The 20,870-nt window shown below is 50.5% G+C and carries 23 protein-coding genes, 1 other RNA gene and 1 pseudogene; 16 read left to right on the top strand and 9 right to left on the bottom strand.

Going from position 1 to position 20,870, the window contains the following annotated elements:
- The first annotated feature begins 14 nt into the window (after positions 1-14).
- On the top strand, positions 15-692 hold the full coding sequence (gene ung, locus J2X14_RS16190) for a uracil-DNA glycosylase (RefSeq protein ID WP_352412211.1): 678 nt from the start codon (positions 15-17) through the stop codon (positions 690-692).
- A 40-nt stretch (positions 693-732) separates the two neighbouring features.
- Here the strand turns inward: ung and grpE are convergent, their stop codons facing one another.
- Complete coding sequence (gene grpE, locus J2X14_RS16185) at positions 733-1,326, bottom strand: nucleotide exchange factor GrpE (protein ID WP_352412210.1); 594 nt, start codon at positions 1,324-1,326, stop codon at positions 733-735.
- Between the two features lie 123 nt (positions 1,327-1,449).
- Between grpE and nadK the strand changes: the two genes are divergently transcribed.
- The 3 genes from nadK (at position 1,450) to bamE (ending at position 4,620) form a co-directional block, all read left to right on the top strand.
- Positions 1,450-2,328, top strand: coding sequence for an NAD(+) kinase (gene nadK / locus J2X14_RS16180; protein ID WP_352412209.1), 879 nt, complete (start codon positions 1,450-1,452; stop codon positions 2,326-2,328).
- A gap of 87 nt (positions 2,329-2,415) precedes the next feature.
- The gene (gene recN, locus J2X14_RS16175) at positions 2,416-4,077 is read left to right on the top strand and encodes a DNA repair protein RecN (RefSeq protein WP_352412208.1); all 1,662 of its coding nucleotides are present in this window, start codon (positions 2,416-2,418) and stop codon (positions 4,075-4,077) included.
- A 186-nt stretch (positions 4,078-4,263) separates the two neighbouring features.
- Complete coding sequence (gene bamE / locus J2X14_RS16170; RefSeq protein ID WP_352412207.1) at positions 4,264-4,620, top strand: outer membrane protein assembly factor BamE; 357 nt, start codon at positions 4,264-4,266, stop codon at positions 4,618-4,620.
- Positions 4,621-4,656: 36 nt separating this feature from the next.
- Here the strand turns inward: bamE and J2X14_RS16165 are convergent, their stop codons facing one another.
- Both J2X14_RS16165 and J2X14_RS16160 read right to left on the bottom strand, forming a co-directional pair.
- On the bottom strand, positions 4,657-4,944 hold the full coding sequence (locus tag J2X14_RS16165) for an RnfH family protein (RefSeq protein ID WP_352412206.1): 288 nt from the start codon (positions 4,942-4,944) through the stop codon (positions 4,657-4,659).
- Positions 4,937-5,371 carry a type II toxin-antitoxin system RatA family toxin gene (locus J2X14_RS16160; RefSeq protein WP_352412205.1) on the bottom strand — a complete coding sequence of 145 codons (435 nt, stop codon included), beginning with the start codon at positions 5,369-5,371 and terminating at the stop codon, positions 4,937-4,939. The genes J2X14_RS16165 and J2X14_RS16160 overlap by 8 nt, the downstream gene beginning before the upstream one ends.
- Positions 5,372-5,530: 159 nt before the next feature.
- Between J2X14_RS16160 and smpB the strand changes: the two genes are divergently transcribed.
- The 3 genes from smpB to J2X14_RS16145 all read left to right on the top strand — a co-directional run bounded on the left by smpB (position 5,531) and on the right by J2X14_RS16145 (position 7,799).
- On the top strand, positions 5,531-6,013 hold the full coding sequence (smpB, locus tag J2X14_RS16155) for an SsrA-binding protein SmpB (RefSeq protein WP_352412204.1): 483 nt from the start codon (positions 5,531-5,533) through the stop codon (positions 6,011-6,013).
- 44 nt (positions 6,014-6,057) lie between these two features.
- Positions 6,058-6,421: a transfer-messenger RNA gene (gene ssrA / locus J2X14_RS16150) on the top strand.
- A gap of 184 nt (positions 6,422-6,605) precedes the next feature.
- A complete protein-coding gene (locus J2X14_RS16145) occupies positions 6,606-7,799 on the top strand; it encodes an integrase domain-containing protein (RefSeq protein ID WP_352412203.1) in 1,194 nt (397 codons plus the stop codon).
- 14 nt (positions 7,800-7,813) lie between these two features.
- On the opposite strand, the gene J2X14_RS16140 is transcribed toward J2X14_RS16145, so the two are convergent.
- The 3 genes from J2X14_RS16140 to sid all read right to left on the bottom strand — a co-directional run bounded on the left by J2X14_RS16140 (position 7,814) and on the right by sid (position 10,848).
- Positions 7,814-9,478 carry an ATP-dependent nuclease gene (locus J2X14_RS16140; protein ID WP_352412202.1) on the bottom strand — a complete coding sequence of 555 codons (1,665 nt, stop codon included), beginning with the start codon at positions 9,476-9,478 and terminating at the stop codon, positions 7,814-7,816.
- Between the two features lie 411 nt (positions 9,479-9,889).
- Positions 9,890-10,141, bottom strand: a complete 252-nt coding sequence (locus tag J2X14_RS16135) for an ogr/Delta-like zinc finger family protein (protein WP_352412201.1) — start codon at positions 10,139-10,141, stop codon at positions 9,890-9,892.
- Positions 10,138-10,848 carry a capsid size-determining scaffold Sid gene (sid, locus tag J2X14_RS16130; RefSeq protein WP_352412200.1) on the bottom strand — a complete coding sequence of 237 codons (711 nt, stop codon included), beginning with the start codon at positions 10,846-10,848 and terminating at the stop codon, positions 10,138-10,140. Before sid ends, J2X14_RS16135 begins: the two co-directional genes overlap by 4 nt.
- 519 nt (positions 10,849-11,367) lie before the next feature.
- Between sid and J2X14_RS16125 the strand changes: the two genes are divergently transcribed.
- From J2X14_RS16125 to J2X14_RS16100, 6 genes are read left to right on the top strand one after another with little or no spacing between them, the layout of a single operon-like run.
- Complete coding sequence (locus J2X14_RS16125; RefSeq protein WP_352412199.1) at positions 11,368-11,625, top strand: helix-turn-helix transcriptional regulator; 258 nt, start codon at positions 11,368-11,370, stop codon at positions 11,623-11,625.
- A complete protein-coding gene (locus J2X14_RS16120; protein WP_352412198.1) occupies positions 11,622-11,870 on the top strand; it encodes a hypothetical protein in 249 nt (82 codons plus the stop codon). The genes J2X14_RS16125 and J2X14_RS16120 overlap by 4 nt, the downstream gene beginning before the upstream one ends.
- Before the next feature lie 13 nt (positions 11,871-11,883).
- The gene (locus J2X14_RS16115) at positions 11,884-12,408 is read left to right on the top strand and encodes a host cell division inhibitor Icd-like protein (protein ID WP_352412197.1); all 525 of its coding nucleotides are present in this window, start codon (positions 11,884-11,886) and stop codon (positions 12,406-12,408) included.
- The gene (locus J2X14_RS16110; protein WP_502890020.1) at positions 12,405-12,644 is read left to right on the top strand and encodes a hypothetical protein; all 240 of its coding nucleotides are present in this window, start codon (positions 12,405-12,407) and stop codon (positions 12,642-12,644) included. The genes J2X14_RS16115 and J2X14_RS16110 overlap by 4 nt, the downstream gene beginning before the upstream one ends.
- A gap of 17 nt (positions 12,645-12,661) precedes the next feature.
- The gene (locus J2X14_RS16105; RefSeq protein WP_301250684.1) at positions 12,662-13,009 is read left to right on the top strand and encodes a DUF5375 family protein; all 348 of its coding nucleotides are present in this window, start codon (positions 12,662-12,664) and stop codon (positions 13,007-13,009) included.
- Positions 13,010-13,018: 9 nt separating this feature from the next.
- Positions 13,019-15,334, top strand: a complete 2,316-nt coding sequence (locus J2X14_RS16100; RefSeq protein ID WP_352412196.1) for a phage/plasmid primase, P4 family — start codon at positions 13,019-13,021, stop codon at positions 15,332-15,334.
- Positions 15,335-15,643: 309 nt separating this feature from the next.
- Here J2X14_RS16100 and J2X14_RS16095 read toward each other — a convergent pair whose 3' ends face one another.
- The 3 genes from J2X14_RS16095 to J2X14_RS16085 form a co-directional block, all read right to left on the bottom strand.
- Positions 15,644-16,846 carry a hypothetical protein gene (locus J2X14_RS16095; protein ID WP_352412195.1) on the bottom strand — a complete coding sequence of 401 codons (1,203 nt, stop codon included), beginning with the start codon at positions 16,844-16,846 and terminating at the stop codon, positions 15,644-15,646.
- A complete protein-coding gene (locus J2X14_RS16090; RefSeq protein WP_352412194.1) occupies positions 16,827-17,264 on the bottom strand; it encodes a hypothetical protein in 438 nt (145 codons plus the stop codon). Before J2X14_RS16090 ends, J2X14_RS16095 begins: the two co-directional genes overlap by 20 nt.
- A gap of 1,166 nt (positions 17,265-18,430) precedes the next feature.
- The gene (locus J2X14_RS16085) at positions 18,431-19,342 is read right to left on the bottom strand and encodes a LysR family transcriptional regulator (RefSeq protein ID WP_352412193.1); all 912 of its coding nucleotides are present in this window, start codon (positions 19,340-19,342) and stop codon (positions 18,431-18,433) included.
- Between the two features lie 93 nt (positions 19,343-19,435).
- Between J2X14_RS16085 and J2X14_RS16080 the strand changes: the two genes are divergently transcribed.
- From J2X14_RS16080 to J2X14_RS16070, 3 genes and pseudogenes are all read left to right on the top strand, one after another.
- Positions 19,436-19,882, top strand: a complete 447-nt coding sequence (locus tag J2X14_RS16080) for an ester cyclase (RefSeq protein WP_352412192.1) — start codon at positions 19,436-19,438, stop codon at positions 19,880-19,882.
- Positions 19,857-20,285 (top strand): zinc-binding dehydrogenase, encoded by a 429-nt coding sequence (locus J2X14_RS16075; protein WP_352412191.1) that lies wholly within the window; start codon positions 19,857-19,859, stop codon positions 20,283-20,285. Before J2X14_RS16080 ends, J2X14_RS16075 begins: the two co-directional genes overlap by 26 nt.
- Positions 20,286-20,337: 52 nt before the next feature.
- Positions 20,338-20,517, top strand: a pseudogene (locus tag J2X14_RS16070) (SDR family NAD(P)-dependent oxidoreductase); the annotation flags it as partial.
- Positions 20,518-20,870: the final 353 nt, after the last annotated feature.

Raw genomic sequence — 20,870 nt, 5'->3', positions numbered from 1 at the left:
GAAGGAAGAGCGTCATGGATAAAGCGACAACCTGGCATGATGTGCTGGCGACGGAAAAAGAGCAGCCTTATTTTATCGAAACGTTAAAAATGGTGGCGCAAGAGCGTGCGGCAGGCGTCACGGTTTATCCACCGAAAGAAGATGTGTTTAACGCCTTTCGCCTCACGGAATTAGGCGATGTGAAAGTGGTGATTTTGGGGCAGGATCCCTACCACGGCCCTAATCAGGCGCATGGGCTGGCGTTTAGCGTCAGGCCTGGGGTTGCGGTTCCGCCTTCGCTATTGAACATGTATAAAGAGCTGGAGCAGGATATTCCCGGCTTTACCCGTCCGAACCACGGCTTTTTAGAGAGCTGGGCAAAGCAAGGCGTGCTGCTGTTGAATACGGTATTAACCGTCGAGGCGGGCAAAGCGCACTCCCATGCGCGTTTTGGCTGGGAAACCTTTACCGATCGGGTGATCGCCGTGATTAATGAGCAGCGTGAAAACGTGGTGTTTTTGCTCTGGGGATCGCATGCGCAGAAAAAAGGCAGCATTATCGATGCGCAGCGGCATCACGTGCTGAAAGCGCCGCACCCTTCCCCGCTCTCCGCCCATCGCGGGTTCTTTGGCTGCAAACACTTTTCGCGTACCAATGAGATCCTCGCGCAGCAGGGCGAGACGCCGATTGACTGGACGCCACAGCTTCCCTGATATCATCGCGCCGTGACCTTAAGCCACGGCGCGTGCAGCATTAGCCTTTGGCTTTCGCGACGGCAACCATCGCCGGGCGCAGCAGGCGACCGTTCAGCGTATAACCGCGCTGCATCACCATCATGACGTGATTCGGCGCGACCTCTTCCGATTCCATCATCGACATCGCCTGATGCACGTCAGGATTAAACGGCACGTTGGTTTCGCCTACCACTTCCACGCCAAATTTGCGTACCGCAGCCAGCAGGGATTTCAGCGTCAGCTCGATACCTTCGATCATCGCGCTCAGTTCCGGGTTGGACTTATCCGCCACTTCCAGCGCACGTTCCAGGCTGTCGATCACCGGCAGCAGCTCATTGGCGAATTTTTCTAACGCAAATTTATGCGCTTTTTCAATATCCAGCTCGGTACGACGGCGAATATTTTCAATCTCTGCCTGCGCACGCAGCTGAGCGTCACGTACGCCGGTCTGTAATCCGGCCAGCTGCTCTTCAAGCTGAGCAATACGTTCATCACGCGGATCCACCACTTCTGCTTCAGACTGTACCGTCTCCGCGTTGTCGTTTTGCTGCTGTTCCATTTCCATCTCGTCTGAGACTTGCTCGTTTGGTGCTTTCTGATCTTTACTACTCATGAATTTCTCCGCGTTTTGCACATTCATCTCGCTGGTTCGCTTATTATGGGGATCAGATTAATGGTTTCAAGGGAACCAGTCACAATGTCAGGGCAGATTTGCCCTATAAGGGATACCAGCATAATGAACAAACATTTCCAGTGCATCGGCATCGTCGGACATCCTCGCCATCCTACCGCCCTGACCACTCACGAAATGCTCTGGCGCTGGCTGAGTGAGCAAGGCTACGAAGTGATTGTTGAACAACAGATTGCGCGTGAGCTTGCGCTGGAACATGTGCAAACCGGCACGCTGGCGGAAATTGGACAACGCGCCGATCTGGCGGTGGTGGTCGGCGGCGACGGCAATATGCTGGGCGCGGCGCGCGTGCTGGCGCGTTACGATATCAAAGTGATCGGCATTAACCGCGGCAATTTAGGCTTTCTCACCGATCTGGATCCTGACAACGCTCAGCAGCAGCTGGATGATGTGCTGCGCGGCGACTACATCACGGAAAAACGTTTTCTGCTGGAAGCGCGCGTGTGTCGTGGCGAGGGCGATCCGCGTATTGGCACCGCCATCAACGAAGTGGTGCTGCATCCCGGCAAAGTAGCGCATATGATTGAGTTTGAAGTTTATATTGATGAGAACTTCGCTTTTTCGCAGCGCTCCGATGGGCTGATTATCTCCACGCCGACCGGTTCTACCGCTTATTCGCTTTCCGCGGGCGGCCCTATTTTAACCCCTTCGCTGGATGCGATTGCGCTGGTGCCAATGTTCCCGCATACGCTCTCTGCCCGACCTTTAGTCATCAACAGCAGCAGCACAATTCGCCTGCGTTTTTCCGACTTGCGCAACGATTTAGAGATCAGCTGCGACAGCCAAATCGCGCTGCCGATCCAGGAGGGCGAGGATGTGCTGGTACGCCGTAGCGACTATCACCTCAACCTGATCCACCCTAAAAACTATAGCTATTTCAATACCCTAAGTTCAAAGCTTGGCTGGTCGAAAAAATTATTTTAAAAAGCGCAACGTGCCACTTTACTGTATATAAAACCAGATTATACTGTACGAAAAACCATGTCTGTGTTTATGTACAGGAAGGCACGTATGCTGGCCCAACTCACTATCAGTAATTTTGCCATTGTTCGCGAGCTGGAAATTGATTTTCAACGTGGCATGACCGCGATTACCGGTGAGACCGGCGCGGGCAAATCCATTGCTATTGATGCGCTGGGCCTCTGCCTTGGCGGCCGTGCGGAAGTGGATATGGTGCGCCAGGGCGCAAACCGTGCCGACCTCTGCGCCCGTTTTAACCTGAAAGATACCCCTTCTGCCCTGCGCTGGCTGGAAGAGAACCAGTTGGACGACGGTCAGGAGTGTCTGCTGCGCCGCGTAATCAGCAGCGATGGCCGCTCCCGTGGTTTTATTAACGGCACGGCGGTCCCGCTTTCTCAGCTGCGCGACCTCGGTCAGCACTTGATTCAGATTCATGGTCAACACGCGCATCAACTGCTGTTAAAACCGGAACATCAAAAATCCCTGTTGGACGCCTATGCCGATCAGCCGCTGCTGATGCAAAGCATGGCGGCTAACTATCGTCAGTGGCATCAGAGCTGCCGCGCGCTAGCGCAGCATCAACAACAGATGCAGGAGCGCGAAGCCAGACGCGAGCTGTTGCAGTATCAGTTAAAAGAGCTCAACGAGTTTGCCCCGGTCGCCGGTGAGTTCGAGCAAATCGACGAAGAGTATAAACGCCTCGCCAACAGCGGACAGCTGCTTTCTACCAGTCAGCAGGCGCTCCACCTGCTGGCCGATGGCGATGACAGCAATTTGCAGAGCCTGCTCTACAGCGCACGTCAGATGATGGGTGAACTGGTCACCATGGATGAGAAGCTGGGCGGCGTGCTGAACATGCTGGATGAAGCCTCTATCCAGATCAGCGAAGCAAGCGATGAACTGCGTCTCTACTGCGACCGCCTCGATCTCGATCCTAACCGGCTGTATGAGCTGGAGCAGCGACTCTCCCGGCAGATAAGCCTGGCGCGCAAGCATCACGTTGCGCCGGAAGCGTTGCCAGCCTTCCATCAGCAGTTGCTGGATGAAGAGCAGCTGCTGTCGCAGCAGGAGAGCGATCAGGAAGCGCTGAGCCTGGCGGTGACCCAGCATCATCAGGCGGCGCTAAGCAGCGCGCAGAAGCTGCATGAGCAACGCGCGCATTATGCGCAGGAGTTAACGCAGCTGATTACTGAAAGCATGCATGCGCTCTCCATGCCGCACGGCCAGTTCACTATTGCCGTCCAGTTTAACCCGGAGCAGCTTACCGCTGAGGGCGCGGATCGCATCGATTTCCGCGTCAGCACCAACCCAGGCCAACCGTTGCAGCCGCTGGCTAAAGTGGCCTCCGGCGGCGAACTGTCGCGTATCGCGCTGGCGATTCAGGTGATTACCGCCCGTAAGATGGATACCCCGGCGCTGATTTTCGATGAGGTGGATGTGGGTATCAGCGGACCGACGGCGGCGGTGGTTGGCAAGCTGCTGCGCCAGCTGGGCGAGTCTACGCAGGTCATGTGCGTAACGCACCTGCCGCAGGTGGCGGGCTGTGGTCATCATCATTTCTTTGTCAGCAAAGAGACCGACGGCGCAATGACCGAAACTCATATGCAGCCGCTGGATAAGCGTGCGCGCCTGCAGGAACTGGCGCGTTTGCTGGGCGGCAGCGAAGTCACGCGCAACACGCTGGCGAATGCGAAAGAGCTTTTAGCGGCCTGATATGCACTTTTTTACATTCCTGCGGTCATATGCTTGCTCTGTAAAGGTTTCCAACTGCGGTCAGGTTTATTATCATCGACAGCTTGTCGCCTGAATGAAACACGATGATCGCAGGCTGTGTTCAGACCGTGCTGGCACCAAACTCGCCTGTTTAAAAGGCGTTGAGCCCAAAAAAGGAATGTATAAATGCGCTGTAAAACGCTGACTGCTGCTGCAGTGTTACTTCTCATGATGACTGCTGGCTGTTCCACTCTGGAGCGCGTGGTTTACCGTCCTGATATTAATCAGGGTAACTATCTCACTACCACCGACGTTGCCAAGCTACGCGTAGGCATGAACAAACAGCAGGTTGCCTATACGCTGGGTACGCCGATGATGAGCGATCCATTCAGCAACAATACCTGGTATTATGTATTCCGCCAGCAGCCCGGCCATGAAAAAGTCACCCAGCAGACGCTGACGCTGACTTTTGACAGCAGCGGCGTGCTGACCAATATCGATAATAAACCGAACCTCAGCGGCAAAAATAACGCCAGCAACTAATGGGTGTCGGATATAAAAAAAGGCGCTAAGGCGCCTTTATTTTTTTGCTGAACGCTCAGCCCGCTGTCGACGTAGCTCTTTAGGATCGGCGATGAGCGGACGATAAATTTCCACGCGATCACCATCGTTCACCTCATCCTGCAGTTTTACTGGCCGACTGTAGATGCCGATTTTATTCTGCGTCAGGTCAATATCATGACGCAGCTCCAGTAAGCCCGACGCGCGGATCACTTCTTCCACGCTGCTGCCTTCCGCCAGCGTTACCTGACGCACGTACTGTTTTTCCGGCAGCGCATAAACCACCTCAACAGTAATATCAGGCACGGTAAACCTCTTTTGCACGCTGGGTAAAAGCCTGCACCATACTGTTTGCCAGCTCTTTAAAGATACGACCGAACGCCAGCTCAACCAGCATGTTGGTAAATTCGAACTCCAGATTGAGCTCAACTTTACAGGCGTCATCGCCCAGCGAGGTAAAGGTCCAGCCACCGGTTAGCTTACGGAACGGGCCGTCTACCAGCTGCATGCGGATGCTTTGATTATCGGTGAGCGTATTATGCGTCACGAACGTTTTACTGATGCCCGCTTTGGACACATCGACCGAGGCCGTCATCTCCTGTCCGGAAGCGGACAGCACGCGACTTCCCGAACAGCCAGGCAAAAACTCCGGATAGGCATCGACATCGTTCACTAACTGGTACATTTGTTCAGCACTGTAGGGCACGAGTGCGGAGCGGCTAATCTGGGCCATATTGTTTCCTGTGATTCCTAAAACGTACAAATAATAGCATTTTCAATAGTCAAACAGAAATTCTCTACGTCGCAAGGCGTGCTAGAATAGCTTTTTTTCCCGGTGAGTTTGGGGCCGGGGATGCGATTAACCCTGGTCTGATGTAAACTAAGTTGCACTATGACAAAGAAAAAAGCACATAAACCCGGTTCTGCCACTATTGCCCTTAACAAACGCGCCCGCCATGAATACTTCATTGAAGAGGAGTTCGAAGCGGGAATGGCGCTACAAGGATGGGAAGTTAAATCGCTACGAGCCGGTAAGGCCAACATCAGCGACAGCTATATTCTGCTGCGCGATGGTGAAGCTTATCTGTTCGGTGCCACCTTTCAGCCGCTGCTGGTCGCATCCAGCCACGTTGTCTGCGATCCTACGCGTAACCGTAAGCTGTTGCTGAACCAGCGCGAGCTGGACAGCCTCTACGGTCGCGTTAACCGCGAAGGCTATACGATTGTTGCGCTGTCGCTTTACTGGAAGAATGCCTGGTGCAAGCTGAAAATTGGCGTTGCGCGCGGCAAGAAGCAGCATGACAAGCGTGAGGATGTGAAAAACCGCGAATGGCAGCTGGATAAAGCACGCATTATGAAGAATGCCCATCGCTAAGCGCTGGATTGACCAAACGTTTTTTGTTATACTCTTTAACTCTTGGGGCTGATTCTGGATTCGACGGGATTCGCGAAACCCAAGGTGCATGCCGAGGGGCGGTTGGCCTCGTTAAAAGCCGCAAAAAAATAGTCGCAAACGACGAAAACTACGCACTAGCAGCTTAATAACCTGCTTAGAGCCCTCTCTCCCTAGCCTCCGCTCTTAGGACGGGGATCAAGAGAGGTCAAACCCAAAAGAGATCGCGTGGATGCCCTGCCTGGGGTTGAAGCGTTAAAACTAATCAGGCTAGTTTGTTAGTGGCGTGTCCGTTCGCAGCTGACAAGCGAATGTAAAGACTGGACTAAGCATGTAGTACCGAGGACGTAGGAATTTCGGACGCGGGTTCAACTCCCGCCAGCTCCACCAAATGTTGATCCGGATACGTCCGGTGAAGTACGGAAAGCCCGCATGGCATAAGCCTTCGCGGGCTTTTTTGTGTCTGTAATAGTCCGTAGCGTTCCGGCTAAATCCAGTGATTATTGGTATACGTATTGGTATACGGTAAGATGTATCCTAAAAACGTATACCAATTCACGAAGGAACGCCCCACATGGCAAGGACTACGCGTCCTCTTACCAACACCGAAGTTCTTCGCTCCAAAGCCGTTGATAAAGATTTGACGCTGCATGATGGCGATGGGCTTTTCTTGATCGTAAAAACCAGCGGTAAGAAGCTCTGGCGTTTTCGCTATCAACGCCCAGTAACAAAACAAAGAACTATGATGGGCCTCGGTGTCTACCCTGCCCTTTCACTGGCAGATGCCAGACGCATGCGCGCTGATTACCTCTCCTTAATCGCTAACGGCATTGACCCACAAACGCAGGCCGAACAGGCCACAGAACAGCAACAGATTGCATTAGACAGTATCTTCTCAACCGTGGCCGCCAACTGGTTTGCATTGAAACAGGCCAGCGTTACACCGGATTACGCGAAGGATATTTGGCGCTCTCTTGAGAGAGACGTTTTTCCTGCCATTGGCGAGATTCCCGTGCAGGAAATCAAAGCTCGTAAGCTGGTTGAGGCGTTAGAACCCATCAAAGCCCGTGGTGCTCTTGAAACCGTTCGCCGTCTGGTACAGCGTATAAACGAGATTATGATTTATGCCGTTAATACCGGGCTGATTGAAGCTAACCCTGCATCTGGTATCGGAATGGCGTTTGAGAAGCCCAAAAAGCAGCATATGCCGACACTACGGCCGGAAGAGCTGCCAAAATTGATGCAATCACTTGGAATGTCGAATCTTACTATACCAACGCGGTGCCTCATTGAGTGGCAGCTACTGACACTTGCCCGACCTTCTGAAGCTGCCGGCTCTAGGTGGATAGAAATTGATTTAGATGCAAAATTATGGACTATACCTGCGGAGCGTATGAAAGCTAAACGTGAACATATTGTTCCCCTTTCAAGTCAGGCTATTGAATTGTTAATGACATTATCTCCTATTAGCCGTCACCGAGAGTATATATTCCCCAGCAGGAATGACCCAAAAAAACCTATGAATAGCCAAACTGCGAATGCAGCCTTAAAAAGGATTGGTTATAGTAAAAGGTTAGTAGCTCATGGATTACGCTCTATCGCCAGCACAGCGATGAATGAAATGGGATTCAATGCCGATGTTATTGAGGCAGCCTTATCGCACGTTGATAAAAACGAAGTAAGGAGAGCATACAACCGCTCTCTCTACTTGGAAAAAAGGGCTGAGCTTATGCAGTGGTGGGGGGATTTTATTTACCACTCTAAATAAGAAATTAAAAAAAACTAAGAGATGCGTGCCTCACCCCATGCATCTATTTTATCACACCCTTCATATATTCCAGTATGTGTGCCAGCCTCAATATCATTTAGACTATTTCGTAAAGCACGATACTTTTCATTTTCATAATAATCCTCAGCAGATAAATGGCAAAATATATTATATGGCTTATCTTTTTTGGGCTTTTCTTTTAGATAGTGCCCTTCAAAGTCAGGGAGGTGTGCAACAGTTATGACATTCCCATAGGAAAGATCGGCCGCCTCCCTGATCTTTTTGTTGATTGTCCACATAGCATTAATCTTCCCACCATCTATAAATTTATTATCTAGATCATGGATTGCAACGGCTTTACTTCCAAACTGATTTAATATTTTTATAAATGTTGGGATGTTAGCTTTACCTCTGCAATTAATAACGCAGTATTCATGCTCTTTGCTATTAGTATGTATAATGTGATTGTAAGCCAAAAACTCAGTGTCACCTTCAACCAAAATTGATTTCTCATAAAAGAAGAACTCATTGACAGTTGGACAACACCTATTCAATGTTTTTAAATTTTCTTTCTCGTTATCAGTAAATGCCACCTTCTCTGTTTGATAATATCTTACACTCTTTTTGACGTTAGAAACTTTGATTAGAGTTGTATGAGCCCTCGTGAGATCTATAAAAACAGGTGAGTGAGTAGTACATATCACTTGCCACCCCTCTAACCCAGCAAGAGTATAAATAGCATCTCGTACAGAACGTACGACAGAAGGATGCATGTTTATTTCTGGTTCATCAACGAGTAGTATTTTCGCTTTTTGATTATTTATTATTTTTCGACCTTTTTTTAAAAGCCCTGCATTGCATAAAGTTTTAATGGCTGCCCATAAGAATGCTCGCTGCACACCAGAACCTTGGTGTGAAAGTGGAGAGCTACAGCCGTTTGTATCAAATATGAAGCGGCTGCCTTCCTTGATAGCTTTTTCAGGTTCAAATTTACCAACTCCTGTCTCAAACCTTACCTTCACACCCTTAAACATAGCATCTACGTTTTCTTCGATTCCAGCACTTATATCTTGTATGCTTTCTAGCAGTTCACCTTCAATCTCTTTTGCTAAAGATTGGATTTCCGATATAATTCCAGCTGCTTTTGATTTATCAGATTTTATTTTTTCAACAGCATTACTTGCTATCAAATCTTTAACTATTGCCTCTAAAGTCACATGAGAGTCATTGGGATTAATTCTTATGGGCGTCGGCAACCTGCTTGAAAGTATTGAGTTCCATCCCCCAGCCCCACCATCTTTCCAGTCATTAGTTTCATTACTAAAGCTGAGTTTCCTTCCGTCATTGTCAGCGTTATCCCAAATTATTTTAAATTTAGAGCATTTTTTAAAACTATCAAGTTCTTCATGAAACCACTCTTGCCCTATCTGCTTAATATCGTGATCATTTACATCGGTAAACAACCCAGTTATTTCAATTGGTAAAGAATCATCGCGATTATGAAAATCATCTAAACTTCGACTTCCTGTGCCTAGAGTACAATATGCTTCATATGCATCTAAGACTGTAGATTTACAGCTGTTATTTTTCCCAATCAACACAACGACATTATCTATCAGTATTCTTATTTCCTCGTTGACACCTTTGAAATTTTTAATGTACAGCGCTGCAAGTTTCATAAAAACTCCATTTTAGGATTTTTCCTAAAAACATAAGAGCACTTAATTAATCACAACCTAAAAGAAAATAAAAGATGGTTTTTTAACCAGTAGGCCACATTCGATAGCAAATGAATTATTAGCTTTAAAATAATCATTTCAAAAAACATTTATGATGAATAATACCTTTGCGCGCACTCATACCCCCGCCTCGCCTGCCCGCTTTATGCATCGTTTTTTATGCAATTGCATGAACCGGACAAAGCCGCGCCGGGCATAGACTGAAGGGGTATGTGTAGTCCCTCAGTTTACATGCAAATCCATGCACCGTATGCATGCATTGCTATTTACAAACCGGGCTGGCCAGAAAAAGGGCGTTGAAAGGATGAAAAACGGACACAAAAAAGCCGCTGGTTTCAGCGGCCGTTGTGGTCAGTGAAGAATGCGGAAAGATGAGCCGTAGCGCCCGATTGTCTGGCGTTCTTTTACCGGCTCCGGGGTGGCTGCGTGAACCGGTTCGGGCTGAGGCGGTGCGGTGATGACTTTCATGATACTCTCGCTGGTTTTGAACGTGCAGGAGCAGTCGAGGCTGGTGCACTGGTGATAGCGCTCCTTCACCTGTTCGGACATATAGCGGCTCGATTTGGCGTGCGCGGGGCTTTTGCAGTACGGACAGTGCATCATTTCTTTTTACCTTCCTTTATCCACGGACGGTGTACATGGATGGCGTCCCACAGCTTGTTGCGCTTACCCGGACTGGCATACAGCGCCATATCCACCCCGGTGAGTGCCGGGCGCCACAGGCCGATATTCTCCAGCACTGGGGCTTCCGTGAGCGCTTTCTCGGGCAGCGCGGCGGCCACACGGGTCAGCGCATTGCCGATAAGCTCCGCCACGACCTGTACGTCGCTGCGCTCGCCGTCGTCACGGGGATTCACCTTCTCACGCTGAAGGCGCAGGCGGATGGCCCACAGCAGGGACGGGCTGACGTTGCGCAGCGCCGATTGCCAGGCCGCATCGGCAAACTCGTTAAAAGCCAGCTTGTGCGCGTAGACATATTCCTTACCCGTGCCGCAAGCATTCAGCATGGAGACCTGCTTATCCAGCTCCAGCTCGGCAATCAGGCCGGTAAACTCGTCGGCCAGCTCGCGGCTGGCAATGCGCTGGCTGTGTTCCGCCTTCAGCTCGTCGGTCAGATTGCCGCGCAGGCTGCGAAAGCGGGTGCGCCAGTTCGTTTCAGCTTCTTTTCCGGCCTCAATGGCCGCTTCACGCTCTTTCGTGCAGCGGGTAATGTCGGCACAGATGGCGTTGTACTCTTTCATCTTCTCAAGGTGTGCGGTACGGGCCTGCTCAAAGGCTGCCAAGGTGCCGCTGTTTTCCGGGGTGCTCATAGCTTTTCTCTCTGTCTGTAAAGTATGTCGCTATTCTGTCGTTCACCACCGGACAAATCATTTCATTGCTGTCTGCCTGTCGCTCAGCAAACATGGTTATATTCTGACCAAGTATCCCTGCTGAGCTTTTAGTTTTATAAAAAACTGTTCACTACTCTTCACCTTAAGGAACAATATAATAAATACAGTTAGTAAAGGGGTGAACACTTCAGAATTAACTGTTCACCGAGTATTCACCACTGTTCACCCGGTTTTAAACCGACCTTTTTCTGGCTAGCATTCTTTCAGAGTTTTTAACTATTAATGAATCTGAGTTTCCGGTCAGTTCTTTATAAATGGCACTCTCTGGCACTCTTTGGCATACAGTGGCAAACAGGGTGTAACAGAACGCGATTTTGCTCATTTACCACAGGAAGGCGGCTTGTTTACACAGGAAAAAATATTCTCACAATAGGGGGTTACCAGCACAACACGACCGGAAACGGCCAGCGCCGCCTGGATACAATATGAGGTAACATCATGCTCTCCACTGCTTCACCATCCGCTCCGGCCACGCCGTCCGTGAACGACCTGCACTACCCCCGCGACCGCTTTATGCGCCTGCCGGAAGTTATCAGCACCTGCGGTCTGTCCCGCTCCACCATTTACGACTTAATCTGCCGCGAGCAGTTTCCGTCGCAGATTTCTCTCGGCGGCAAGAACGTCGCCTGGCTGGCGTCGGAGATTGACGACTGGATGCAGGCCCGCATCGCGCAGCGTGCCGGAGGTGCGGCATGATTAAGCTTAACTTCGGCACCCGCAGCTATCCGCTCAGCCAGGAAGAGGCCGTGTACGTGGCAGAAAGTCTGCTTTCTGCCATCGCAGGCAAAAAATCCACGCTGCCTGCATTCAACAGCGGCCGCCACGGCCATATTTCCGTGCTTACCGAAAAGCAGAAGCCCGCAAAGGGGAGCAAGGGGGATAAAAGCGAAAACTTCCGATCAAATCCGCCGCAATCCGATCACGTCCTGACCGATTGCTGAGGAAAAAGGCCCGATGTGTAAAAAAAGGCTTTTTTCTGGCGAGCTACCGGTATACAGTTTTTCCGCTGCCGCAAAATCGGCAGCCGGGCGTGAGAACCCGGGTTACTCAATGGCGACACAACACGCGCCACGCGTGTTTTTTTACGTCGTAGCCTTTGTGCACCCATTTTTCGGGCAACGGTTCTTGAGCCGCTGTGCCGTCTTCATAATGGTGGCCCGGGCGGGGCAGCCTTCGGGCTGGCCGGTATCCATTGAGGCCGGTTTCTCACCCCCGTCCGGGCTGCCACCCGAGTGTGAGAACTCCGGTGGTGGCGTTAACCGCTACTCAATGGAGTCTGCCACTATGGCCGCAACCCTTATTTCTGCACGCATGCAGTTCACCTTTCTTTTTGCCGCCGTGCGCCGTGCCGATACCGCCGCCCGTCCCTGCATGCTGCGTACCACTGCCGAAACCGAATCCGCCGCCCGCCGCCTGCTGGCCCGCGATTACGTGCTTTTCTTTGCCGGTCGCCTGCCGCTCTGTGAGGTGGCCGCATGAATACCCTGTCAGCCCGACTTAACAACCACGACAGCTACCCCATTCCGTACGCCGATTTCCTGCGCCTTCAGCATGCCCACAGCGTGGGCGTGACCGTGCTCGATATGCTCGACGTTATCGAATGTTCCGGCAACCGTAAGAATGGCCCCGACGGTAACGCGCTCGCGTCCGTGGTGGCGCTGCTTACCGACCAGCTGGGGAAAGTTGGTCAGCACCTGCGAATCCGTCATGCTTAACGATATGGAGGTCTCCCGTGACAACTAATAACTCTAATAATCAGTCCTGCCTGCCCGTTGAGGTGCGCACTGCCGTTTACCGCCGCGCCGTTGCCCAGGGCTACCTTTCCGCCTGCGAGCATTACGGCCTTGACGTCTCCGCCTCGCTGGACGAGGTGCAGATGACCATCGCACTGGAGCTGGAAGGCTATTACGTGCGTAAGTACGGCCCGGAAAACGGCATGGACATGGCCTGCACCATGCTTAGCGAAATGGTACAGCCCGACGTGCTGGTCGCCGCGCCGCGCCTGACGCGCATGGGTGAAACCATGATGGATGAACTGCTGTGCGGCCGCCTGGCCGCTTCAAAAGCCACACTGCATTAAGGAGGCCGCATGAAACATATCGTCACCGACACCGTGCGCGCCGCCGCCGGTCACTGGCCTCAGCTGCTGCCCGCGCTGGGTATCAGCATCAACGCCGCCGGGCAGCACTCACCGTGCCCGGTCTGCGGCGGCAAAGACCGCTTCCGCTTCGACAATCAGGCCGGACGCGGGACGTGGGTCTGCAACCAGTGCGGCGCGGGCGACGGGCTGGCGCTGGTTGAAAAGGCGCTGGACGTGAACACAAAGGAGGCCGCCTGCCGGGTGGCTGACCTGATTGGCACCCTGCCGGTAAAGCTGGTTACCTCCCAGGAGAAAACCGACGAGGAAAAGGCGCGTGCGCGCCTTAACGCCGCAAAAGAGGCTGCACGGCTTGTCGCCGGTGCGAAAGCACAGACCGGTAACGCCTACCTGACAGACAAGGGCCTGGCTGAAACGCCCGTTCTGACGCTGACCACTTTAAAGCGCATCAGCGACACAACATACCAGCCCGGCGACCTGCTGGTGCCACTGACGGACTTTACCGGCGACACGGTCAACGCCCAGCTGATTAATGCTGACGGCACCAAACGTACCCTTGCGGGCGGCCAGGTGAAGGAGGCGTTCCACTGCCTGGGCGAACCCGGCGACACGCTCTGGCTGACCGAAGGCTACGCCACCGGCCTGACCGTGCACCAGCTCACAGGCCAGGCGGTTTTTGTGGCATTAAGCGCCAACAACCTGCCCGCGCTGGCGGAGCGACTGCACGCGGAGCATCCGGAGGCGCTGATACTGATTGCCGCTGATAACGATGAGAACGGCACCGGCCAGCTCAGGGCTGAAGCGGCGGCAAAGCGCTGTAACGGCAAACCGGCCCTGCCACCTGTTACCGGCGACTGGAACGACGTCTTTCAGGCGCAGGGTGAAGTCGCTACTCTGGCGATGCTGACCGCTTTTACCCAGCCGAAAGCGCTCAGCCCGTTTGAGTCGGTGAGCGAGGCCGACCTGAAGGCCATGAGCGCCAGCCAGAAGGCCGAGCTGCTGGCCGCGCACTACCTCAACACCCTGGCCGTGCCGGTGGTGGGTGAAGACCTGTGCCGCTACGAGGGCGGCGCGTGGCAGGTGCTGCCGTATCGCGTGCTCAGTCGGGAAATCGCAGCGCTATTTCAGAAGGTGCGCGCGCCGTTCTCGGCAACCGGTATCGGCGGCATCGTGGACACGCTCAAGCTGATGGTGCCGCAGATGGGCGCACCGGCCCGGAGGCTGATTGGCTTTCGTAACGGCGTGTTTGACACCGCAACCGGCACCTTCAGCCCGCATAAAAAAGAGAACTGGCTCAGAACCATCAACAGCGTGGACTACACCACCCCGAAGGCGGGCGAGAATCTGGCGGACGATGCCCCGCACTTCTGGCAGTGGCTGACGCGGGCGGCCGGACGTAATGAGACGAAACAGGAGCGTATCCTCGCGGCGTTATTTATGGTGCTGGCGAACCGCTACGACTGGCAGCTGTTCCTCGAAGTGACCGGCCCCGGCGGCAGCGGCAAAAGTGTGATGGCCTCCATTGCCCGTCTGCTGGCAGGCGAGGACAACACCACGGCGGCCACCATCGACACGCTGGAGTCATCACGGGAACGCGCCTCGGTCGTGGGATACTCCTTAATTATCCTGCCGGACCAGGAGAAGTGGAGCGGCGACGGTGCGGGCATCAAAGCGATTACCGGCGGTGACGCCGTGGCGATTGACCCGAAGTATCGTGACGCCTACTCAACCCATATCCCGGCGGTAATACTGGCGGTGAACAACAACCCGATGCGCTTCAGCGACCGCAGCGGCGGCGTGTCGCGTCGGCGGGTAATCCTGCCGTTCCCGGACGTGATACCGGCAAACGAGCGTGACCCGCAGCTGCTGGAGAAGATTGCCGGTGAGCTGGCGGTTATCGTGCGCCACCTTATGGAGCGCTTCACCCGTCCTGACGACGCCCGCGACCTGTTGCAGGCGCAGCAGTCGTCAGAAGAAGCACTGGAAATCAAGCGCAGTGCCGATCCGCTGGTCGACTTCTGCGGCTACCTGACGTCGCTCAGCACGCCGACCGGACTGTTTATCGGCAACGCCAATATCCGGCCGATGAACCCACGCCGCTACCTGTATCACGCCTACCTCTCCTTTATGGAGGCCAGAGGCCATCAGCACCCCATGAGCCTGACGGCGTTCGGGCAGGCGGTGCCGCAGACGCTGAAGGAGTACGAGATAGAGTTGCTGAAGCGCAAGACAAAGAACGGCATACAGACCAGCCTGGAGCTGAGCAAAGACTGCGAGGCCGACTGGCTGCCCCGCTGCGATGGCTAATAAATTGCAATATCAAACCGGCTTAGGCCGGTTTGTGCCAAGTGCATACATTCAAGAGTCTGGAATAGCACTGTCACAGACACTCTTTAACGAACGATTTAAATCCATAGTTATTACTGTAATTACTGGTGCAGAATTCACCCACATAACTCTGGATGCTTTTTAGAATTAATTTTTTATGATTTGAATATTTTGCAACGGAAAAGTTCAAGTGAGGTTGTGGTGAATATTTTAGAATGATGTGCACCTTGGTATTTTTCAATCAAAGTGGCGATATCTATTAAATACCACCACTCTGATGATAATGCTCTAGCTGATCAGGTTGGATATTTTGTAATTATACTCATCATCATTGCCCTTAGAAAGAAAAGTATTGAGGATGGAAAATGTTTTGTTATAAATCTTAATATTTATATTTTCATCGTTTATTATATGCAAGTGATTGGCGTGGTTTTTTGCCCTAGGGTAAACTCGCCAAGAAACGAATTCACTCGATATATCTTTAACTTCATGCTCCGAAAGCATGAATAGCCTACCATCTTTGGATTCTATAATAGTTCCGCAGCCTGAAGTTCGAACTTTAATTAACCCCGAAGAACGGCCCTCAATTGAAATATCCTTTTTCTCACCAGATATATTATTTTGAGCTAATATCCTATCATCTTTATTTAATATAAAGTCGCAATCACCACTAGACCAGCCATATTTATAACTTTCCTTTAACTGCATAGTTTCAGGAGGCTTATTTAAGATTGCATCAACGTATTTCCTGTAGGCTTTTTTAGTCAGCTCTCCAGAATTAACATGTTCTTCTTCATGTTCTTTTGATATTCCGCTTTTTATTGCCACAAATAAATCATTAGACTCAACATTATTTTTATTCTCAATCTTACAAAACTGTTCAACAACGAGAGTATCTGAGTTAATGAAAAGATTATCATTCATCCAATCTATATCAATACAACTGCTACCGGATACTTTAGATTCTGCAGGTACTTTAATTCCATATTTTAAAGTTGAAGTAAAAACACCTTCACGGCCAACAGCTAAAGCAATTCTATTGTTTGTATTAGGAGATATAGAGAAACTTTTCATGCCGAAAACTTTTTGCATTTTTCTCTTATCAAATTCAGCAGTTGTATGGTCTGTATTTATAAAATAAACACCATCATCACCAGAGAAATATAATTTATTTGAAAATAAGTTTATATCTGATGGCCAAGTATTAATATTGATAGAATCTTTTTTCAGCGAAAGAAGCTCATTCACACTAATATTGGTGTCTATTGTATGCGCTGAACCATTATCATTTCTATTATCTTTTGAGTATCTTAAGATACAGCTAGCATCGCTAAATTTGAATCCATTTCTTTTTAAGATAAAATCACATAAAGAGTTCCAAGAATATGATGTGAACCTAAATTCAGAATCAAGGAGGTATAAAACCCCAGAGTAAATAAAAGAATCTATGAAGTCTCCTTCTATTTTAAGGTCAAGCGCAAGATTTGACATAACCTCTCCCCTTTTTGAGGTCTGAAACCTCTTTTTTTGAAAAAAACTTAAGCCTCTTCCACTCATCCAAAATAGTGGTATGCGGAACATCATGTGGCGACCTTTCCGCTGTCACTGGATAGCCATGCCATTCATTATTATGATCTGATTTAAACTTTGCGATGTATGCATAATTCACATCGGTTCTTCCGATTATGTTTTTTTCACTCGTCGCTGGTGTAACATTCACCCACCAATAACAATTTTTATCGCATACATACTTTTCATCAACTGATTCCCAAAAGAAAGTTTCTTCTTGAGCTTCATTTACTAACCATATAGTTTTGTCTGATTCTGGTTTTGTATTCCTATGTTTCGGGTTACATTTATATTTCTTTTCATTAGAAGTTGATGCCTGAATCTTTGTATTTTCACTCATTCTCAACACCAAAAAATGTAAAATGTTTTTATAACAATAAAATAAACTTTTAGCAAAAAATTTATTGCCTTAAATTTCAAGCCTTCGCGCAGGTGTAAGCAATAAGCGGTATCCTCAGGGCAATACCGATACCCATGTCCGCTGTTCGCTCAAAGCCTACTTACAACGTAGGCGAAAGGTTCCTATCACCCAAGCAGTGACACCGGCCATCTTCCGCAGTGCGACGAAAATTTAAACTTGCCATCATACTTTTACGTCTGAATGTGAATGGTGTTCACCTCGGGTGAAGAGTGGTGAAGAGTACCCGTCTAAGTGATCACCAGATAACATTATGATTATTAATCATAAAAATTAAAAGTGAACAGGGTGAACACTTTTTCGAAGAATCTTTTTTTCTGAAGATAATATGTGCATTTAGTTTTATAAATTCTTAACTTATCAGCTGTCGTAAAGCCACAGACTAAACGCCATTGGTATACGCTTAGGTATACCAATCAAAGTTGAACTCATAAAAATCACTTAAAAACATAAAGTTGTGGGTAAAATTCAGACTCCGCCAGCCCACCAAAATTCTCCATCGGTGATTACCAGAGTCATCCGATGAAGTCCTAAGAGCCCGCACGGCACAAGCCCTGCGGGCTTTTTTGTGCCCTCAATTTGTCCCGCGAAGTCCGAACTGAACTAATTAAATCCGAACCTTTTAGGCACCTTGTTAGGCGCCAATGGAGTAACGCATGCGAGTCGCTTAGTAATACTGCAATAGCTGTTGGCAGAGTCTTCGAGAGACCATGCGCGGTGAAAGACCAAGCCCCTTGAGCTTCAGCTGAAGTATCCGTTCGATTTTCCCAGCCCAACCCAAGCTCATTAACTGTGCATGCTAAACCGGGGCAAGCTTCAGGCGCTGGACGCCGACCAAAAACCGATAGCGCTTACAGAATTTTGATCAAAAAACACTTAAGGAAGTGCAGAGCCACTTATTAACCCGTAATGTCCGCTGTTCGCTTATAGCAAACAATATCCAGTACGCGCTTCTAAGCGATTGGCTTAATATCAGCGAAGCTAGCGTGCAATTCACTGTAAAAAATGCAGACTCGCATTCATTGACAACCGGCTCTTACTCTCTGCAAATGCGCTTCTATCAGCGGCGCCGTCAAACAAAATGCTGATCACAAGGTGCTTGAGTGCCTGGCAATAAATTCCCTGAACCATACCTGAGCTGGATAGTTGTCGCTGCGTCGATGCCATATCAGATGAAACACGATCTCTGGCAGCGCAAGAGGCGGCGAAAATAGCATCAGTCGATGGCTGACCTGCGAATGAAGTGCCACACGTTTGAGTATCGTAGCGGCCATCTTGGTGCGCGCGACGACCGCAGGCACGGCAAATATTTGTGGGATGGTTAATACGAGTTTGCGCTGCTTGCCATGTTGCGCGAGAGTTTGATCGACGAGGCCGTGCAACTGTCCTTCAGGTGACACAAGCACATGCTGTAGATCCAGGTAAGTGTTCAAATTCATCGGCTCCCTTGCAGCCTGATGTTCGCTCGATACGATGGTGACGAATTCATCATGCAGCAGCGGCCGCGTCAAAATACGCGCATCCATATTCGTCGGTGGCACACCGATGGCCGCATCGATCACACCGGCATCGAGCAGATCGACAGCAGCATTGCGGTCATTAAATGTAATCACATTCAAGGAAACGCCCGGCGAGTTCTGTTCCAGCGCTTCCATAAGCGCTGGAAGCAAAACCACGGTCGGGTAATCTTGCAGGCCCAATTTAAACGTCACTTGCGCCGTTTCAGGCTGAAAAGCAGGCGGGGTAACCATGGCCAGCTCGATTTGGCGCAAAGCCGCAGCGACAGGAGACGCCAGATCCCGTGCGCGTGGGGTGGGAATTAAACCAGCATTGCTGCGCTGAAACAGGGGATCCCCCAGCAAGTTACGTAACCGGGACAAGGCTGCGCTCATCGCCGGCTGGCTTACGCCTATCTGGGTTGCGGCGCGCGTGACATTGCGTTCGTTCATGAGCGCATTGAAAGCAACTAACAAGTTCAGATCAACACCGTGAAAATCCATATTTCAAATAATGGCTTATACAGGTTATTTGTTGGATTGATTATAACGCAAGTTTTATTCTGCCACTTCCTTTACCGCAGAGTAGATCTTTTTATGAACATCCCATCAATAGAATTGACCCAGCAATTACGCACCGAACTGGCCGCCGTAGAGACGCTGTATCGCGCTTTCAGCGAACAGCGTCCCGATCTTGTGGATGCGGTACTTGCTCCGGAATGGGATGACATCCCACCGGCCCCTGGTCAGGTTCCCGGTCCGGCAGGCATCAAACCTATCATTAATATGGTCGTCGCCGCCTTTCCGGACGTGCTCATTACCATCCATGACACCATCCAGGAGCCTGGCAAGGTCGGTGTGCGCGCCGAGATCAGCGGGACCCACTTGGGTGAGCTGTTCGGCATCGCGCCAACCGGTAAGAAGGTGAATTTCAGGCTGCACGAGTTTCATACGCTCAGCAACGGTCTGATAACCACCACCTGGCACATGGAAGATTGGTTTGGCCTGTTTCTGCAGCTTGGCCAGTTCCCGTCACAAGGTTGAACCTTTTTCACAGACGCGAGGATTTAATGAAAACATTGATCTGATCAAAAATCTGGGTGCTGATGAAGTTATCGATTATCGGAATGATGATTTCACGCGACTGCGAGAGGTGGACCTGGTACTCAATACCATAGGAGGCAACATACTTGAGCAATCCGGGTCTGTACTGACGCCGGGCGGACGGATTGCCAGCCTGGTCGCATTCGATCTCACACCGAAGAGCAGCCATACGGGCGCATTCGTTTTCTTTGCCGAGGCTACATCTGTCCAGCCGGAAGCGATCAGGTTATTCCTTGACGGCCAACTCCAGATCATTATCGATACAATCTTCACGCTGGACCATACGCGCGCCGCGTTTGAAAAACTATCCACGGGACACGCATGCGGCAAGGTGCTTATCTAAACCAGTCACTGATAAAGCGGCAATCATGGAACAAGACTAACAAGTCGTTCTCGTAACTGGCGCCTCTTCCGGCATCGGTCACGCCATTTCATTAGCGCTGGTACGCAAAGGCCTGGTCGTCTATGCCAGCATGCGTGAGACTACGGGGAGAAATGCCCAGTGCGTTGCGGAACTGAGGGAACTTGCCCGGTGCGAAAACGTTACCCTTGCAACCGCGCACGCATGTACATAGAACAAACACACCGCTCTATGAAAAGGAGTCTTATCTACGCGGTGTTAAGCGAATATCAGACCTAAGAATTTACATAACTATCATGACAGAACCTATAGCAGCAGCATCAAAATAAAGGTAACGCGTTACGTTAGGCTGCTTCCATTTTCCTCGTAATACCACAGCCCAGACCATAACCCAGCATGGTTCCAAACATAATATAACCCAGCCAAATGACTAGAATATGTACTCTATCTGTTTTTTCTGTAGTGCTGGTAGTAGATCCACCAACAACCAATTGCTACCAAAGATCCCGCAAAAGATGCAGCTTTTGCATACCTCAACATATCCGCCCAGGATAGCTCAAACGATAT

The sequence above is a fragment of the Mixta sp. BE291 genome (assembly GCF_031457955.1).
Classification (GTDB): domain Bacteria; phylum Pseudomonadota; class Gammaproteobacteria; order Enterobacterales; family Enterobacteriaceae; genus Mixta.
The sequence above is the reverse complement of the archived record's forward strand: the minus strand, read 5'-3'. Positions and strand labels throughout refer to the sequence as shown.